This is a genomic window from Aeromonas sp. 130281, from assembly GCF_056642115.1.
Genome location: NZ_JBWVQS010000008.1, coordinates 110,333 through 125,970, shown reverse-complemented (window position 1 = coordinate 125,970; position 15,638 = coordinate 110,333). Strand labels below are relative to the sequence as shown.

Here is a 15,638-nt window from a genome sequence, read left to right as displayed (position 1 = left end):
GAAAGTCAAGCGGTTGTTTTCGCTTTTCTTTCGGCGCCCACTTCGCTAGGAAGCTGGCTCATCAGTTTGGCGTGTTCCGCCGTGCTGGTAGGGGCGCATTATAGGGAGCCGGATCACGATGACAAGGGATTTTTTGAAGAAAGTCACGGAAACTTCAAATTATCCAGTTAGAAACAGCTTACCCAGTGTATATATACAATGTTATCCACAAGCTGATGATTTCAGCTCTGTTTCATTGGCATTTAACCGGGTCTTCCTTGCTTAAGGAATGCCATACTGAAGCGGATAATGTGTCCCGAGTGGTCCATGGTAGCGTCCTGTCGTAAAGCTGGTTACCATGGAGGTGAATAGAGTGTTGCACCTTTTTTGCTTTCATTTACAAAAGGTCTTTAAAGATGAATTTATCCAAGTTTCCCGTTTATGTGCAGGCGGCCGTTCTCGCTCTGGTGTTGGCGCTGGTCGGTTATCTGGTTGCCCAGGCCCTGCAGTTTTCCCTGAAAGCCGAAGTCATTTTTGCCGTAGGTCTGGCCATTGGCGGTTTCGTGGTACCGCTGTTCCTTAACCGGGCTCCTGCCGCTGCGGCCGAGCAGAATGCCAGCCAAGAGACATGCACCTTATATGTAGGCAACCTGCCCTACCGTGCCAACGAGATTGCCGTGCGCGAGCTCTTTGCCGAGCAGGGTCTGGTGATTTCCGTCCGTCTGATGAAAGACAAGGCCACTGGCAAGCGCAGGGGCTTCGGATTTGTTGAGATGCCGGTCGCCGATGCGGCCAAGGCCATAGCCGCGCTCAATGACAAGGAGTATCAGCAGCGCACCCTCAAGGTACGTGAAGCCAACGACAAGCGGGACAGGGATGAGAGGGAAGGCGCCGACGTCGACGCCTGAGGACTCAGCACAGCACCTCTTCGAGTGATGACAGCCCCCATGCTTGCAAGGGGGCTGTCAGTTTTTGGGCCCGGGCATCCAGCAGGCTGCAATAGGCATGGCCCTGCCCTTCACCGGTGAGGGTGGATGGAAGCGCGGCCAGCAGATGGGCCACCCGTCTTGCCACCGCATTGCCCGAGTCAACCAGCTGGGCCTCCGGCATCAGTTGCCGGATTTCATCCCCCAGCAGCGGGAAATGGGTACAGCCCAGCACCAGGGTATCCGGCCTCTCTTCCCCTTCCATCCAGTCAGCCAACACCTCTCGCAGCAGCCCCATGTTGACCGGCTGTCCCGCCAGCTTGCGTTCGGCCTCGATCACCAGCTCGGTCGCCCCCTTGAGCAACACCCGCTTGCCCGGCGCGAACTGGGCGATGAGCTCATGGGTATATTCGCGGCTGACGGTGCCCGGGGTTGCCAGCAAGCCGATGCAGCCATTGCGGGTCAGGGCGGCGGCAGGCTTGATGGCGGGCACCACGCCCACCACAGGAATGCTCAGGGTGGCTCGCAGAGATGGCAGGGCTATGGTGCTGGCGGTGTTGCAGGCGATCACCACCAGATCGATGGCGTGTTCGGCCACCATCTGGCTGACCAAGCCGGTGCAGGCAGAGATCAGCTCTGGTTCGCTCAGCTCGCCATAGGGGAAGTGGGCGTTGTCGAAGCAGTAGAAATAGTTGTGTGCCGGCAGGGTGCGACGGATCTCCCCATAGACGGTCAAGCCGCCCATACCGGAGTCGAACACGAGAATATTGGCCACCAGAGCTCCCCCTTGGATGCGAGGCGGCGATCATACTCCCGCCAGCGGCCAATAGAAAAGGCCCCGTACAGGACGGGGCCTCGCTTTTTCCTCTCTATATAAGCAGAGCAGCAGATCAAAGACGATAGTCGGCGGTCAGCTTGAACTCGGTGCCCGGCGAGGCATAGCCATAGGCCGGAACATAGTCACGATCGAACAGGTTGTCGATGCGACCGCCCAGGGTCAGCGCAGGCGTCACCCCGTAGCTGGCCCCCAGATTGACCAAGGTGTAAGAGCTCAGTACCACCCGCTCTGCGGGGAAGCTGCTGAAGTTCTTGTCGTCCCGCTTGCCCACATAGAGCAGCTCGGTCGACAGATCCACCGGGCCCAGCTGTACCTGTGTCAGCCAGCTCGCCTTCTGCTTGGCACGGCGCAGCAGCGGCTGATCGCCATCGTTCTTGTCTTCGGTCTTGGTGTAATCGAAGCTCAGGTCATGATGGAGCGGACCGGTTTCCAGCCCCAGCGCCACTTCCACGCCGCGGATCTCGGCATCCGTGTTGTCCGGTTTGCAGCTGGAGAAGGCGCTCTGGCAGGAGATCAGGTTCTGGATCTGGTTGCGATAGAGGTTCACTGACCAATCCCAGGCGGTGTAACGGCCGGAGAAGTCCAGCTCCAGGTTCTTGCTCTCTTCCGGCTTCAGATCCGGGTTCTCATAACCGGGATAGTAGAGATCGAGGAAGGTCGGCGCCTTGAAGCCGGTGCCGTAGCTCAACCGCACATTGTGGTTGTCATCTATGTCCAGCCCGCTGGCGGCGGACCAGGTGTTGTGACGGCCATACTGCTCGTTGTCATCGGTGCGGCCGGACAGCTCCCACAGCAGGGCCTGCCAGCGATAGCTGCCCACCGCAAACAGACCTGTGTTGTCGCGATCCGGGGCATTGAAGGCCTGGCCATAGCTGCGCGAATCGGACTTCATCTGCTCTTGCTGCCAATCGGCGCCACCGGTCAGGTTGAGCCCCTCGATGCCGCTCCAGCTGTTGATCCAGGAGAAGCGGGTCAAGCCGGTGTGGATCGGCTGGGCACTGGACTCCCCCTGGCTCTCCAGCCAGCTCTTCAGCTTGTTCTCGCCGTAGCTGGCTTCCAGCCGGCTGGTCAGGGTCTCGCTCTGGAACTTGATACCACCGTCGTACTGGAAGGCCTTCACCCGGCTCTGGTCGGCCGACTGATAGGGATCGTCCATCTCGGTCTGGTTGTCATAACCCTGGGCGTTGAAATCGGCACTCCAGGCGTCGTTGAAGGCATGGTTCATCCCGACCTGGCCATTGAGGCTGTCGAAACCGTCCCGATCCGGCTGCTGGGCACCGGCCACCACGTCGAACCCATCGGTCCGCTCATAGCCCACCAGCAGGTTCATGTCGGTCTGCTGGCCAAGCGCCTGCACGGTGCGCAGCTGGCCCTGACCATAACCATGGCTGCCTGCGCCCCCCTTCAGGTGGGTCTCGCTGCCATTCTTGGCGGAGGTCCTGGTGATGAGGTTGATGACGCCACCTATGGCATCCGAACCGTAGACGGCGGCGCGCGGCCCGCGGATGTACTCGACCCGCTCAATGTTGCCGAGGGGGATCTGGCTGAGATCCGGCGTGCCGGCCACCATGGCGGCGATGGGACGGCCATTCATCAGCACCAGGGAGTGGTTGGAGTTGGTGCCGCGGATGAAGAGGCTACTGATATGGCCACGGCCACCCAGGGTGGTGATCTGTACCCCGGGCAGGGTCTTGAGCAGATCCGTCAGGCTCGATACCTGGCGGGATTCGATCTCGGCGCGATCGATTACCACCACGGGAGCCAGCACAGAACTGACGGGTTGTTCCACCCGGTTGGCGGTGACCACCATGGTATCATTGGCAGGAAGGGAAGACTGGGCAAAGGCCGCCGTTGGCAACAGGGCAGCCGCCAATAATTTCTTGGACATGAGAGATCCTTAAGTTCGCGTAAGCATCTACTTCGTGGCCGGTTTCTCTCGGCCCGAAATACGAACTTTGGCAGGTCTTCGGGCTTGGGGGCTGATGGCCTACGGCGACGGCTTCCCACCTGACGGCAGTGCCCTGATGTCGCTTCGTTCCCCCTTACCGCTGCGCGCCAGCTCCGGATTCTCACCGGATTCCCTTTTAAGCATGATGCGCCAAAGCGGGGGGATTATAGGCAGAGCCGGATTGGATGTATAGCCATCTGGATTGCTGCTGTCACTTTTTCCCACCAGAGGGTGTCGAGTGGCACAATTACCGCCCTGCACCTCTGTCATGGCCTCAGTTAGGCGCAATCCGACGGGGTCAGACGCAAGAAATGTTGAGCCAGGTCCCACGGCTTTTTGGTAACATGCGGCAAACGTTTGACACCCCCGAGGAAGCCGTAATGACGACCCCCCCAATGATCGGCCTGGTAATGGGCTCTGACTCCGATTGGCCCGTGATGCAAGCGGCAGCCCGCATCCTCAAGGAGCACGGCGTGCCCTATGAAGCGCGCGTCGTCTCCGCCCATCGCACCCCGGATCTGCTGTTCGAATATGCCGCCAGTGCCCGCGAACGCGGCCTGCGCGCCATCATCGCCGGGGCCGGCGGGGCCGCCCACCTGCCGGGCATGCTGGCCGCCAAGACCACGGTGCCTGTGCTGGGTGTGCCCATCCCGACCCGTCAGCTCAAGGGGATGGACTCCCTGCTCTCCATAGTGCAGATGCCCAAGGGGGTGCCGGTCGCCACCTTCGCCATCGGCGAGGCGGGGGCCGCCAACGCAGGTCTGTTTGCCGTCTCCCTGCTGTCGGTTGCCCAGGATGGCGACGCCCCTCGCTATCACCAGCAGCTCGACAGCTTCCGCGCCAATGAGCGCGATCGGGTGCTGGCCCTGCAACTGGAGGACCCGGCATGATACTGCCCCCCGCTACCCTCGGCATGCTGGGGGGCGGCCAGCTCGGCCGCTATTTCGTGATGTCGGCCCATCGCCTCGGTTATCAGGTGATAGTGCTGGATCCGGATCCCGCCAGCATCGCCGGCGCCGCGGCCGACGCCCAGATAGTGGCGGCCTATGACGACGCCGAGGCGCTGCGCGATCTGGCCAGTCGCTGCGATGCCGTCACCTGCGAATTCGAGAACGTACCGGCAGCCTCCCTGGCCCTGCTGGAGCTATACCTGCCGGTGCGCCCTGCGGCCAGCGCCGTGCGCGTCTGCCAGGATCGCCGGGAAGAGAAAGCCTTCCTGACCCGCGCCGGGGTGCCAGTCGCCCCGAACCTGACTCTGCTGCCGGGCGAGCCGCTGCCGGCCCTGCCCAGCGACCTCTTCCCCACCATTCTCAAGACGGCCCGCGAAGGCTATGACGGCAAGGGACAGTGGACTATCCACCAGGCCGACGAGCTGCCAGCGGCCCTGGCCACCAGCGGCGTGCCCTGCGTGCTGGAGAAGCGCCTGCCGCTGGAGGGGGAGTTTGCCCTCACCCTGGCCCGCAGCCCGAGCGGTGCCATCAGCGCCCTGCCCCTGGTGCAGAACTGGCACAGCGGCGGCATCCTGGATCAGACCCGCTCCCCGGCCAATGTTCCCGCCCTGGAGGCGGAAGCCCAGCGCATCGCCGAGCACATCATCGCCGCCCTCGACTATGTGGGGGTGCTGACGGTGGAGTTCTTCCTGGTCGGCGGCGCGCTGCTGGTCAACGAGATGGCGCCCCGCCCCCACAACTCGGGACACCCCAGCATCGACAACGCCGGCTGCAGCCAGTTCGAGCTGCAGGTGCGCGCCCTGTGCGATCTGCCCCTGCCGGCGCAGGCTGATGTTCAGCCCGCCATCCTGCTGAACCTGCTCGGGGATCTGTGGCAGGACGGCACGCCGGACTGGGTCGGCGCCCTGGCCCTGCCCGGGGTGCACCTGCACCTCTATGGCAAGGGCGAGGCCCGCCCCGGCCGCAAGATGGGCCATGTGACCGTCACCGGCCGCGACTGGCCGACGGTCGAGGCCACCGCCAGCCAGCTGCGCACCCTGCTGGGACTGCCGCCGCGCTAAGCGTCGCTGGTACCAACGAAAAGACCCGGGCCAAGGCCCGGGTCTTCTTTTTTACCGCAGTGGGGACCAGGTCAGCCCCGATCCGCCGCCACCGCAACGGGGGCCGGCAGGCGGATGGTGAGAGAGAGCACCAGGGCCACCACCAGCAACACCAGAATGAGGTTGAAGGTCGCCATGAAGCCACCAAACAGGGAGGCCACGATGGAGCCGATGATGCTGCCCAGACCAAAGCCCAGATAGATGACGCCGTAGTTCTTGGTCAGGTTGTTGAGCCCGAAGAAGTCGCTCACCAGCGAGGGGTAGACGGTGATGGTGCCACCGAAGCTGAACGCCACACAGGCGACCGCCACGAAGAAGAGGTTGGCATTGAGCGGCACAAAGAGAAGCAACGCCATGCCGCACAGCGTGATCAGCTGGGCTATGGTGATGACCCGGATGCGGGACATCTTGTCAGACAGTATGCCCAGCACCAGCCGGCCGCCCAGGTTCGCCATGGCGATGATGGCGACGGCGTTGGCGGCCACCACGGCAGGCAGGCCCACCATCTTCTCGCCTATGTCCTTGGCCACGCCGATGACATAGAGGCCGCTCATGCAGGCGGTGAGGAACATCAGTGCCAGCATCCAGTACTGGGGCTTGCGCATCGCCTCGGCCAGGGTGAAGTCACGGCTTTCGGTCTGCTGCATGGAAGCGGCCTGCTGGGGCGCATCCTTCATCAGCATGCCGCCCACCAGCACCATGGACATGGCGATCAGCCCCCACAGCTGGAAGGTCGCCTCCAGGCCGTTGTTCGACAGCAGCAGCAGGTTGATGTACTTGAAGCCCAGGCTGCCGAGGCCATAGGCACCGATGGAGCAGGCGGAGATGAGCCCCTTGCGCTCCGGGAACCACTTCACGCAGTTGGAGAGGGTCATCAGGTAGCCGGTCCCGTCGGCGAAGCCCACCAGTATGCCGGCGCAGAGGTAGAGCATGGCCAGGTTGCTGGCGTGGGCGGTAAGGAAGAAGCCGATGCCGAGCAGCACGCCAGCCCCCAGGGTGACGTTGCGCACCCCGAACCGCTCCTGCAGCTTGCCCGCCAGGGAGGAGGCCACCGCCAGGGAGAGGCTGAGCAGGCCGAAGGCGAAGGCCACCTGGCTCACCGGCTCGTCCAGCTTGTCGGAGAGCTGGGCGTTGAACAGGCTCCAGGTGTAGACGGATCCCAGCGCAAACTGGGTGATGATGGTACCGATCAGGGTCAGATACCGGGTGCGATTCATCTCTTTGGTCATGATGCGTCTCGAGGAATGGCCATAAGGAAATTGAGGCCACTATAGGCAAGACGCGACTCCCGCCGACCAATTAAGGCATGAAATGCAGATCGGCAGGCATGAATGACAATCAGAGCCGCATCAGCTGACGGAACGCCTTGATGTTGCTGCGGCTGACCGGCACCTCGAACGGCAGATCATGGAGCCGGATGAGATAGGTGCTGTTGAACCAGGGCACTATCTCGCGGATCTTGTTGATGTTGACGCAGTAGGAGCGGTGGCAACGAAAGAACCCCTCCGCCGGCAAGCGGCTGACAAACTCGCTGAGGGCCATGGTCATCACGTAGCGATCGGTGCGGGTGTAGACATGGGTGAGCTTCTCGTCCGCTTCCGCGTAGTAAATCTGTTCGCAGGGAGTGACTATGATGCGCTCCCCCTTCACCAGATTGACGGTGCGATTGTGCGGGATGCTCACCTCCCCCTGCCCCGGCTGCGACTTGCCCGCATGCTCGAGCTTTTGCAGCAGATTGATGATGCGCGGCTCGTTGTAGGGCTTGAGGATATAGTCGAACGCCTCCAGCTCGAACGCCTCCACCGCGAACTCCTTGTAGGCGGTGACGAAGACGATATGGGGCGGATGGCTCGACTTGTGCAGGTTCTTGGCCAGCAGCAGGCCGTCGATGGAGGGGATCTGGATATCCAGGAACACCACGTCCACCTCGTGATCCTGCAGGTACTTGAACGCCTCCAGCCCATCCTCGAAGCTCGCCACTATTTCGATCTGGCTGTGCTGGTTCACCAGATAGATCAGCTCCTCGCGAGCCAGATATTCGTCTTCCACTATGATGGCTTTCAGCATGGCATTGCCCCCTGAAGGCGCGCAGGAGAGGCCAGCGCCTCCCGCATCAAACATTCTTCTTCGACAATAATGGCTTTCAGCATGACAACCCCTCTCGCAGCACACACTTATCTTCAACCATGATGGCCCTCAGCATGGCATCGCCTCCTGATCCGGCAGATAGAAGCAGACTTCGGTTCCCGGCTCCAGTCGCTTGAGGTGCAGGCCGTCCCCGTACAGCAGCTTGACCCGCTGATGCACGTTCATCAGGCCTATGCTGCGACTCTCCACCCGGCCGGCGGCCACTCCGTCGATCACCGCCTGGCTGATGCCGTAACCGGTGTCGCGCACCGCCACCCGAATCCCCCCCGCCAGCTGCTTCACCTCGATAGTGACCCGACCCGGCGCGCTGCGGGGCTGGATGCCGTGCAGGATGGCGTTTTCCACCAGGGGCTGCAACAGCAGGCTCGGCACCTGGATGTGGACGTCGTCCACCTCGAACACCACCTCCAGCTTGTCCCCGAAGCGGGCCTGCTCGATGGCCACGTAGTCGCGCACCTGCTGCAGCTCCTCCTGGATGTCGATGAGCTCGTCCCCCTTGTTGAGGTTGTAGCGCAGATAATCCGCTAGATTGGCGATGAGCTGGCGCGCCTGCTGGGGCCGGATGCGGATCAAGGACGAGATGGCGTTGAGGGCATTGAACAGGAAGTGCGGGTTGATCTTGCTCTGCAAGGCGGTGAACTCCGCCTTGCGGGTCATCTCTTTGAGCTGCTCGATGCGCGACACCTCCATCTGGGTGGAGATGAGCTGGGAGAGGCCCACCGCCATCTCCTTGAGGGAGCTGGTGATGCTGTGGGTGCGGCGGTAGTAGATCTTGAGGGTGCCGCTGACGGCGCCGTTTTCCCGCAGTGGAATGATGATGACCGAATGGAAATCGGAGAGGTGATATTGGCGCAGATCGTTGTTGATGATGATCTGGTCGAGCAGCACCGCCCGCTGGGTCATGTCGCTGATGGCGTGGTGCTCGTCCAGCTCGTAGTAATCCTTGCCCACCCCCACGTAGGCCAGCACGTCCCGGGTGTCCGTGATGGCCACCGCATCGGCGTCGATCTCGCGCCGGATCACGGCGCACACCTGGCCGAGGGAGTGGCGGTCGATGTTCTGGAAGAAGGGCAGCGTCTGGTTCGCTATGTCCAGCGCCAGCTTGGCCTGCTTGGCGGCAATCAGCTCCTTCTCGTCGTCCAGATCCTGCACCAGCTTGATGATGAGGCCGATGCAGAGGGTTCCGGCGATCATGGGATAGGCGATGTGGCTGACGATCTCCACCCCCACGGCATGGGGCTCGGTCAGCAGCCAGATCAGCAGCATGGTCAGCCCCTCGCAGGCCATGCCCGCCAGTATGCCGTAGAGCCAGAGCCGCGACTTGCGGCATTTCAGGTGCAACCAGGTAGCGAGCAGGCCGGCGATGATGCTGGCGATGAGACAGGGAATGGAGGTGTGACCATCCATGTCGATGAGGTAGCGGTGCAGTCCCGAGATGACCCCGGCCGGGATGCCGACCCAGGGGCCGAACAGTATGCCGCCCGAGATGATGGCGATGATCCGCACGTTGATGAGGGCCCCCTCCACCGGAATGCCGGTATAGGTGCTGAACACCGCGAACAGGCCGAAGATGGCGGCCACCAGCAGCAGCTCCGCCGGGGTGTGATCCCGCTTCTGGAACAGTCGCTGGAACGGCCGGGTGCGGGTGAGGAGAAAGAGCGTCATCAGCATCAGCGCCGCCCGTTCAAACACCGCCAACAACATCATCTGATTTTCGAGCATGGCTCTCCTCCGTCAACGACATGGCATGGCGCCAGGGGGCGGATCATACCCCTTATCTGCCGCCGACTCATGGGCGAATCCCGGCAGAGCGGTTCAGCTTTCGGGGAAGGGGCCGATAAGAGGAGGCCCTCGCCAAGGGGGGCCCAGTCCGACAAAGGAGATAACTATGTTTCAAAAAAGCATGGTGCTGGCAGTGATGATCGGTTGCAGCAGCGCCGCCGTTCACGCCAATACGCAGGTGAGCCAGCTGAACTGGCAAGCCACCGCCAGCAAAGAGACCAACATGGAAGTAGCGCTTACCCACCCCGGCCTCCAGACCATCAATTCGGATCCGGCACAGAGTCCCGTCCAGATCCTGGCAGCAGACCTGAGCCACCCGGATTTCAACACCACCTATCGACTGCAAGCCCGCGCACTCTACGGCTCCCTGCCACAGCAGGATGATCTCAGGATCACGCTGGCGCTCAACGGGCAGCCCCTCGAGGCGAGCCACGCCCTACCTTTGATGCAGGCGACCCGCTATTACCTCAGCTATCAGGCCCCTTCCGCCAGACCGGACCAGGTGGGCGAGGCCGCCTATGAGCTGATGGTTTACTGGCTGGGCTGACCAAAGGCCCCGAAGGCATGTCCCCATGCCTTCATCCCTGCCCGTCCATCAGCTGCAACTGGGTCGCCGCCAGCCGGACGACCTCGTACTCTCGCTGCAAACGTGCCAGCGCCTCGGGCAGCCTGGCCTGCTCAAGTTCCCAGGATTCTATTTCGCTGCAGGTCGCCACCAGTTTCATGGTGCCCATGATCCTGGCTCCCCCTTTCAGACGATGTATGCGGTCGATGAACTGGCCGACATGCCCCTCCTCAGCGGCCCGCTGCAATCCCGAGATATCGTCGTCACTGGCCCGCACGAACTCGGCCAGCAGGGGCACCATCAGGGTCGACTGGTGCGCCGTCAGCGGCCCGAGGTATTTCCGGATCTCCTCCATGCAAGCGGCAATGTCAGTCTGCTCTTCCCGCTGCATGTGCCGGCGCAGGCAGTGATCGAGTGCCTCCAGTCCGACCGGCTTGAACAGACAGTCATCCATGCCTGCCGCCTGGCCTTCATTGATCTGCTCCTGCCGCGCATCGGCCGTCAGCCCGAGGATCAGGGTACGTTGCCAGCCGTGCAACCGCTCCAGCTCCCTGCACTGGCGAGCCAGCTCGAACCCGTTCATGCCGGGCATGTTGAAATCGGTCATGATGACATCCACCCTGGCTCCGACCAGCAGCCGCAACGCCTCCTCCCCCGACTCGACGGCCGTGGCGTCATGGCCCAGATAGGCCAGTTGCTGGCTGACCAGCAACCGGTTGGCAGGATGATCGTCCACGACCATGATCTTCAACCGTCGCCCCTGCTCCACCGCAGGATCCTGTACAGGTTCGGAGGGCATCGTCACGGCATCGGCCACCGGCAACTTCATCTCGACACTGACCCGGGTGCCCTGTCCGGGTGCGCTCTCCAGTTGCAGGGAGCCCCCCATCGCCTCGCACAGGGAGCGGGAGATCATCAGACCCAGACCTGTACCCGACTGCTGGATTTTCTCGGGTTGGCTCGCCTGGCTAAAAGGCGCGAACAACCGGGCCTGCTCGGCCCGGTCTATGCCGATGCCGGTATCCAGGATGGTGAGCTGCACGGTACACCAGCCGTCGCAGACCCAGGAGACCAGCGTCACCGTGACCGACCCGCGCTCTGTGTACTTGATGGCGTTGCTGATCAGGTTGGAGAGGATCTGCTTGTAACAGAGGCCATCGATTTGCACCCAGGAGGGATTGCCCGTGACGAGCTCCAGCCGCAGGTTTTTCTGTCTCGCCAGTGCGTTGAAGACGGTGACGACCGACTCTGTCAGGGTCACGATGTCATGGGGCTCGGGGGCCAGTTCGAACCGACCAGACTCAATCTTGGAAATATCCAGGATGTCGCCGATAAGGCTCAAGAGGTCTCTTGCCGAGCCGTGGGCGATAGCGAGGGAGGCCTGATCTTCCTCGTGCAGCCGACCCCGTTTGAGCGCCAGCTCCAGCAAGCCGATGATGGCATTCATGGGGGTACGGATCTCGTGGCTCATGGTCGCGAGGAAGGTGCTCTTGGCACGGTTTGCCTCCTGGGCCTCCTGGCTGGCCACCGCCAGCTCATCGAGCAGGCGCACCCGTTCGCTGACGTCGATCCAGCCTCCCACGCCCCCCTGCACATTGCCGTCAAGATCGTAGTAAGGCTGCACCCAGTGATAGACGTCGACCCCGCCTGTCGGCAGGCTCAGGCGATGATCGCCCTCCTGGGCACGGCGGCTGTCACGGGAGAGGGCCAGATCCCCATGCAGGGGAGCAAGAAAAGGCCAGCGCGTGCGCGCGTCGTCCAGACCCGTTCCGAGCAGGGCGGTCTTGGGCTCGCCAAGGAAGCTGGCATAGCTGCTGTTGCACAGCACCAGGATCCCGTTCAAATCCCGCGCATAGATGGGGTGAGGTGTCCCGTCCACCAGATCGGCGATGAACTTGAGCTGGGTGCTCAGCGCCCCCTCCACCAGCCGCCGCTCGCGGATCTGCTTGCGCAGCGACAACCCCCACAGGCCAACCCAGAGGGTCAGCAGCAGGATCAACGCGATGAAGACCCCGAACTCCCGGATCAACTCCTGCCAGGAGACGCTCTCCTGTTTGACATTGACTCGCCAGCGGTTGGAAAGCCCTTCCAGCTCATCCGGCGGAATGATGGTGATGACCTTGTCCAGAATGTCCCGCAGTATGGGGTAAGCTGGAGTGACTGCAAACGCGGCACCTATGGGGATGGAATCGAACAGCTCTCCCGTGATGAGCAGGCTGTCGGGAAATTTGCTGTTGACATAGTACTTGGCCACCCGCAGCGGCAGTATGGTCACATCGCATACCTCCGTCGCCACGCAGCGCATGGCGTCCTCAATCGTGTCGAACTGCCGCGTCGTCAGCTTGCCGTATTCAGCTTCGATGGCCTGGGTCGAGATAAAGCCCCTGACCATGGCCACAGTGCCGGTCTTGAGCAGTGACTCCGGGGGGGCCTTCCTGTGACGCAACCCCACCACATAGGAGAGGGGATCGAGGACAAAGGCTCGGCTGAACAGATAGCGGTTCCTGCGCTCCGCAGACGGGCTCAGCACCCCTGCATCCACCTGACCGCTATCCAGCAGCTGGGTCATCTGCTCCGGCGTCCTGATGGGCACTATCTCTAGCTCCACCCCCAGCTTGGCTCGCATGACCTGCAGCAGATCGGCGACCACACCGTGCATGGTGCCGGTGATGTCGTAAAAACTGAGGGGGGGAATGCCGCTGTTCACCGCAATCCGGATCTTCTCCCGCTTGGCCAGCCATTCCCACTGCTCGCGGCTCAGGTCGATCTTGCTGGCACCGATGGAGAGGCCTCCCCCATTCCAGCGTTTGGCCACTTCCGCCCGCTTGCCCTCGAGGATCTCCCCCAGGGCGATATCCATGATCCTCTTGAGCCTCCGCTCCTTTGGGTTGAGGGCAAAGGCAAAACCGGCGGTATCGATATAGAGCGGCTTCAATAATTGAATGCTGCTCTGATAGAACTTGTTGACGATGAAATTGCCGGAGATCATGTCCACCATGACGGCGTCAACCTGACCATATGCCACCGCGGATAATGCACTATAGCGGGACGGGTATATTTTTATCTTGTAGTCCGACAAATAGCGCATGATATCCGTATACGGCAAATAATACTCTGGGACTGCCACCGATTTTATTTCACGCTCTCGTATCGCGATATTTTTATAAATGGCGGGATCATCCGCAATATATTTATCGGTCAACAGGAGCTGCTGCTCCTGTTCATAAGCGTTCGAGGCGCTCAGCATGTCGATCTCCCCTCGCTTGAGCGCCTCGATGGCAGCCGCCCTGGAAGGGTATCCCTTCACCAGGATCTCGATGTGCAGCAGATGGGTCAGCATGCCGACGATGTCGGCTGTCACCCCCTCATAGGCGTTGGCTCGCAGGGTGATGTCCATGGGGGGATTATCGGGTCTGGGCACCCCCAGGATCAGCCGCTCGCGCTCCTGCAACCAGCGCCACTCCTCCCCATGCAGCGGTAGAGGGCTGGCATCCAGATATTCCCCGCCATCCCGCGAATAGACCTGGAGCAGTGGCTCTTCCTGCGCATTGGCCGACAGCGGCCACGCACAAAGCAGAACAAGGAAGAACAGCAGGGATTTCATCGCGATCACAGCAGCTTCTGCCGTCTGGCCAGACTGATCAGATCGACGATGTTGGTGATGTTGAGTTTCTTCATCAACCTGGTCTTGTAGGTGCTGACGGTTTTCTCGCTCAGCAGCATGCTTTGGGCAATCTGCTTGTTGGCGTGGCCCTGGCAAATCTGCAACAGCACGCTCATCTCGCGGGAAGAGAGAGTCGACAGCAGATCTTCCCGATCGACCGTATGGGCATGCCTGGCGCCGGCGATGACATCACGGGGGTAATAGAGTTGCTGCTTCTCTATTTTTGCAATCGCATCCTTCAGCAAGTACAAATCATCCAGCTTGGACAAGAAACCCTCGGCACCGGCTTGCAGACACCGCACCATAATATGGTGGGTGGATTGTGCTGACAGCACCAGAATCTTGGCGTCAACATCCAGCATCTTGATTCTTTTAATCACTTCGATGCCATCGAGTTGCGGTATTCCAATATCAAGAATAACGATATCAGGTTGGGTGTTCCTGGCCATGGCGATAGCATCGACACCATTATCAACCTCACCTAAAACATGATGTTCGTCCTGTTTCAACAACATGTTTACGGCCATTCTTATTGCTGGGTGATCATCTACTATCAATACCTTCGCCATATATAGATCCATTATTCAGCCCTGTCCGACGAGCATATTAACTACAAATCAGGCAGCTACACCATACAGTCAACTTTTGTTCTCGATATGTTAAATAAATATAGAAATGGTACTTTCAAGTTAATCATGATTATAGCTTCATTTAATTTCTATATATTTATCAATATATTGCACTTTGATTGATCCGTATGGAGCTCGACCATTGCCGGATGGCTCCCTTTCTTTAACTCCCCCCACCCTTGGTTTCTTCATCGCCTTCGGCTCATGAAAAAAAGCCCTAAAAAAACATATAAATCAAATACATGAGGTGCAACAAACCCCTGAAAGAAAAGGAAAATAAATAATTTTATCAAGCAGGTACCCCATCACCCTTTGGGATTTTTCCTACACACCATTCGGTCGATCCGGACAGCACCGATCGCTATCTTAGTCGACGAAAAAACGAGCTGGTCCGCGGAACAACATATTCCAGGTCCGGCTGCCACTCTTGGTCAAATCATCGCCAAGGTGGCAAGGCATGCCCCTGACGGGCAAGGAACCAACCGGGTGGTCAATACCATCCAGAAGATATGTAGGAAATATCGTAATGAAGAAGACTCTGATTGCTCTGTCCGTGGCCAGCCTGGGCCTTGCCGCCACCGCTCACGCCGCCGTAGAAGCGTCCGCCGTCGCGACCTGGCAGGCCACTGCCAAGAAAGACACCACCTCCGAGCTGGTCGTCACCCCGCTCTCCAGCCTCTCCTTCCAATATGCCGAAGGGATCAAGGGATTCAACACCGTCAACGGCCTGTTCGATGTCGCCATCAAGGGGGATGCCAGCGCGACCGACTTCACCCTGAAGGCGAAGAAACTGAACGGCACCCTGAATCACCTGGGCGGCGACTCCACCGTCGACGTGGGCGTGCTGTGGGGCGGCGCACCGGTCAGCACGACCGCCTATACCACCCTGATCGACACCGCCGCCGGCATCACGGGGGGGAATCTCTCTCCTCTTGCCAACGGCTTCAAGAATGATGCCGAGCGCGTCACCGCACAGGGTTCCTTCACCTTCAACATCGAGAGTGCCACTGCCAACGGCACCCCCACCACCTTTGAAGCCCTGCCGGACGGTCTGTGGAGCGGCGAAGTCAACGTCGAGTTCATGGCGAACTGGAGCTAACTCATCCACC

The 15,638-nt window shown here is 60.7% G+C and carries 12 protein-coding genes and 1 riboswitch; of the genes, 5 read left to right on the top strand and 7 right to left on the bottom strand.

Features of this window, described 5'->3' with window-relative positions; all coding sequences use genetic code 11:
- Positions 1-395 precede the first annotated feature (395 nt).
- Complete coding sequence (locus AC1IN8_RS18270; RefSeq protein ID WP_202047961.1) at positions 396-887, top strand: RNA recognition motif domain-containing protein; 492 nt, start codon at positions 396-398, stop codon at positions 885-887.
- A gap of 4 nt (positions 888-891) precedes the next feature.
- Here the strand turns inward: AC1IN8_RS18270 and murI are convergent, their stop codons facing one another.
- Together murI and AC1IN8_RS18260 are read right to left on the bottom strand one after the other, a co-directional pair.
- Complete coding sequence (murI, locus tag AC1IN8_RS18265; RefSeq protein ID WP_247627610.1) at positions 892-1,680, bottom strand: glutamate racemase; 789 nt, start codon at positions 1,678-1,680, stop codon at positions 892-894.
- Between the two features lie 115 nt (positions 1,681-1,795).
- A complete protein-coding gene (locus AC1IN8_RS18260) occupies positions 1,796-3,631 on the bottom strand; it encodes a TonB-dependent receptor domain-containing protein (RefSeq protein WP_479760011.1) in 1,836 nt (611 codons plus the stop codon).
- Positions 3,632-3,683: 52 nt separating this feature from the next.
- Positions 3,684-3,861, bottom strand: a riboswitch (cobalamin riboswitch).
- A gap of 210 nt (positions 3,862-4,071) precedes the next feature.
- Here AC1IN8_RS18260 and purE point away from each other — a divergent pair.
- A complete protein-coding gene (purE, locus tag AC1IN8_RS18255; protein WP_025325239.1) occupies positions 4,072-4,581 on the top strand; it encodes a 5-(carboxyamino)imidazole ribonucleotide mutase in 510 nt (169 codons plus the stop codon).
- A complete protein-coding gene (locus AC1IN8_RS18250; RefSeq protein ID WP_479760009.1) occupies positions 4,578-5,702 on the top strand; it encodes a 5-(carboxyamino)imidazole ribonucleotide synthase in 1,125 nt (374 codons plus the stop codon). Before purE ends, AC1IN8_RS18250 begins: the two co-directional genes overlap by 4 nt.
- Before the next feature lie 71 nt (positions 5,703-5,773).
- Here AC1IN8_RS18250 and AC1IN8_RS18245 read toward each other — a convergent pair whose 3' ends face one another.
- From AC1IN8_RS18245 to AC1IN8_RS18235, 3 genes are all read right to left on the bottom strand, one after another.
- The gene (locus AC1IN8_RS18245) at positions 5,774-6,970 is read right to left on the bottom strand and encodes an L-lactate MFS transporter (protein WP_479760007.1); all 1,197 of its coding nucleotides are present in this window, start codon (positions 6,968-6,970) and stop codon (positions 5,774-5,776) included.
- Between the two features lie 109 nt (positions 6,971-7,079).
- Positions 7,080-7,808: a LytR/AlgR family response regulator transcription factor gene (locus AC1IN8_RS18240; RefSeq protein WP_139437044.1), complete on the bottom strand. Its 729-nt coding sequence runs from the start codon at positions 7,806-7,808 to the stop codon at positions 7,080-7,082.
- Positions 7,809-7,937: 129 nt separating this feature from the next.
- A complete protein-coding gene (locus AC1IN8_RS18235; protein WP_247627614.1) occupies positions 7,938-9,611 on the bottom strand; it encodes a sensor histidine kinase in 1,674 nt (557 codons plus the stop codon).
- Between the two features lie 166 nt (positions 9,612-9,777).
- Between AC1IN8_RS18235 and AC1IN8_RS18230 the strand changes: the two genes are divergently transcribed.
- Positions 9,778-10,218 carry a hypothetical protein gene (locus AC1IN8_RS18230; protein WP_479760005.1) on the top strand — a complete coding sequence of 147 codons (441 nt, stop codon included), beginning with the start codon at positions 9,778-9,780 and terminating at the stop codon, positions 10,216-10,218.
- Positions 10,219-10,249: 31 nt separating this feature from the next.
- Here AC1IN8_RS18230 and AC1IN8_RS18225 read toward each other — a convergent pair whose 3' ends face one another.
- Positions 10,250-13,840, bottom strand: coding sequence for an ATP-binding protein (locus AC1IN8_RS18225; RefSeq protein WP_479760021.1), 3,591 nt, complete (start codon positions 13,838-13,840; stop codon positions 10,250-10,252).
- Positions 13,841-13,845: 5 nt separating this feature from the next.
- A complete protein-coding gene (locus AC1IN8_RS18220; RefSeq protein ID WP_319914307.1) occupies positions 13,846-14,469 on the bottom strand; it encodes a response regulator transcription factor in 624 nt (207 codons plus the stop codon).
- 586 nt (positions 14,470-15,055) lie between these two features.
- Between AC1IN8_RS18220 and ecpA the strand changes: the two genes are divergently transcribed.
- On the top strand, positions 15,056-15,628 hold the full coding sequence (ecpA, locus tag AC1IN8_RS18215; protein ID WP_342059255.1) for a common pilus major fimbrillin subunit EcpA: 573 nt from the start codon (positions 15,056-15,058) through the stop codon (positions 15,626-15,628).
- Positions 15,629-15,638 lie beyond the last annotated feature (10 nt).

What these genes read in the sequence shown, in the direction of transcription:
- AC1IN8_RS18260 (WP_479760011.1), bottom strand. Translation starts at nt 3,631, where the DNA reads ATGTCCAAGAAATTATTGGCGGCTGCCCTGTTGCCAACGGCGGCCTTT.
- AC1IN8_RS18250 (WP_479760009.1), top strand. Translation starts at nt 4,578, where the DNA reads ATGATACTGCCCCCCGCTACCCTCGGCATGCTGGGGGGCGGCCAGCTC.
- AC1IN8_RS18270 (WP_202047961.1), top strand. Translation starts at nt 396, where the DNA reads ATGAATTTATCCAAGTTTCCCGTTTATGTGCAGGCGGCCGTTCTCGCT.
- AC1IN8_RS18230 (WP_479760005.1), top strand. Translation starts at nt 9,778, where the DNA reads ATGTTTCAAAAAAGCATGGTGCTGGCAGTGATGATCGGTTGCAGCAGC.
- AC1IN8_RS18225 (WP_479760021.1), bottom strand. Translation starts at nt 13,840, where the DNA reads ATGAAATCCCTGCTGTTCTTCCTTGTTCTGCTTTGTGCGTGGCCGCTG.
- AC1IN8_RS18235 (WP_247627614.1), bottom strand. Translation starts at nt 9,611, where the DNA reads ATGCTCGAAAATCAGATGATGTTGTTGGCGGTGTTTGAACGGGCGGCG.
- purE (WP_025325239.1), top strand. Translation starts at nt 4,072, where the DNA reads ATGACGACCCCCCCAATGATCGGCCTGGTAATGGGCTCTGACTCCGAT.
- AC1IN8_RS18220 (WP_319914307.1), bottom strand. Translation starts at nt 14,469, where the DNA reads ATGGCGAAGGTATTGATAGTAGATGATCACCCAGCAATAAGAATGGCC.
- AC1IN8_RS18240 (WP_139437044.1), bottom strand. Translation starts at nt 7,808, where the DNA reads ATGCTGAAAGCCATCATAGTGGAAGACGAATATCTGGCTCGCGAGGAG.
- AC1IN8_RS18245 (WP_479760007.1), bottom strand. Translation starts at nt 6,970, where the DNA reads ATGACCAAAGAGATGAATCGCACCCGGTATCTGACCCTGATCGGTACC.
- ecpA (WP_342059255.1), top strand. Translation starts at nt 15,056, where the DNA reads ATGAAGAAGACTCTGATTGCTCTGTCCGTGGCCAGCCTGGGCCTTGCC.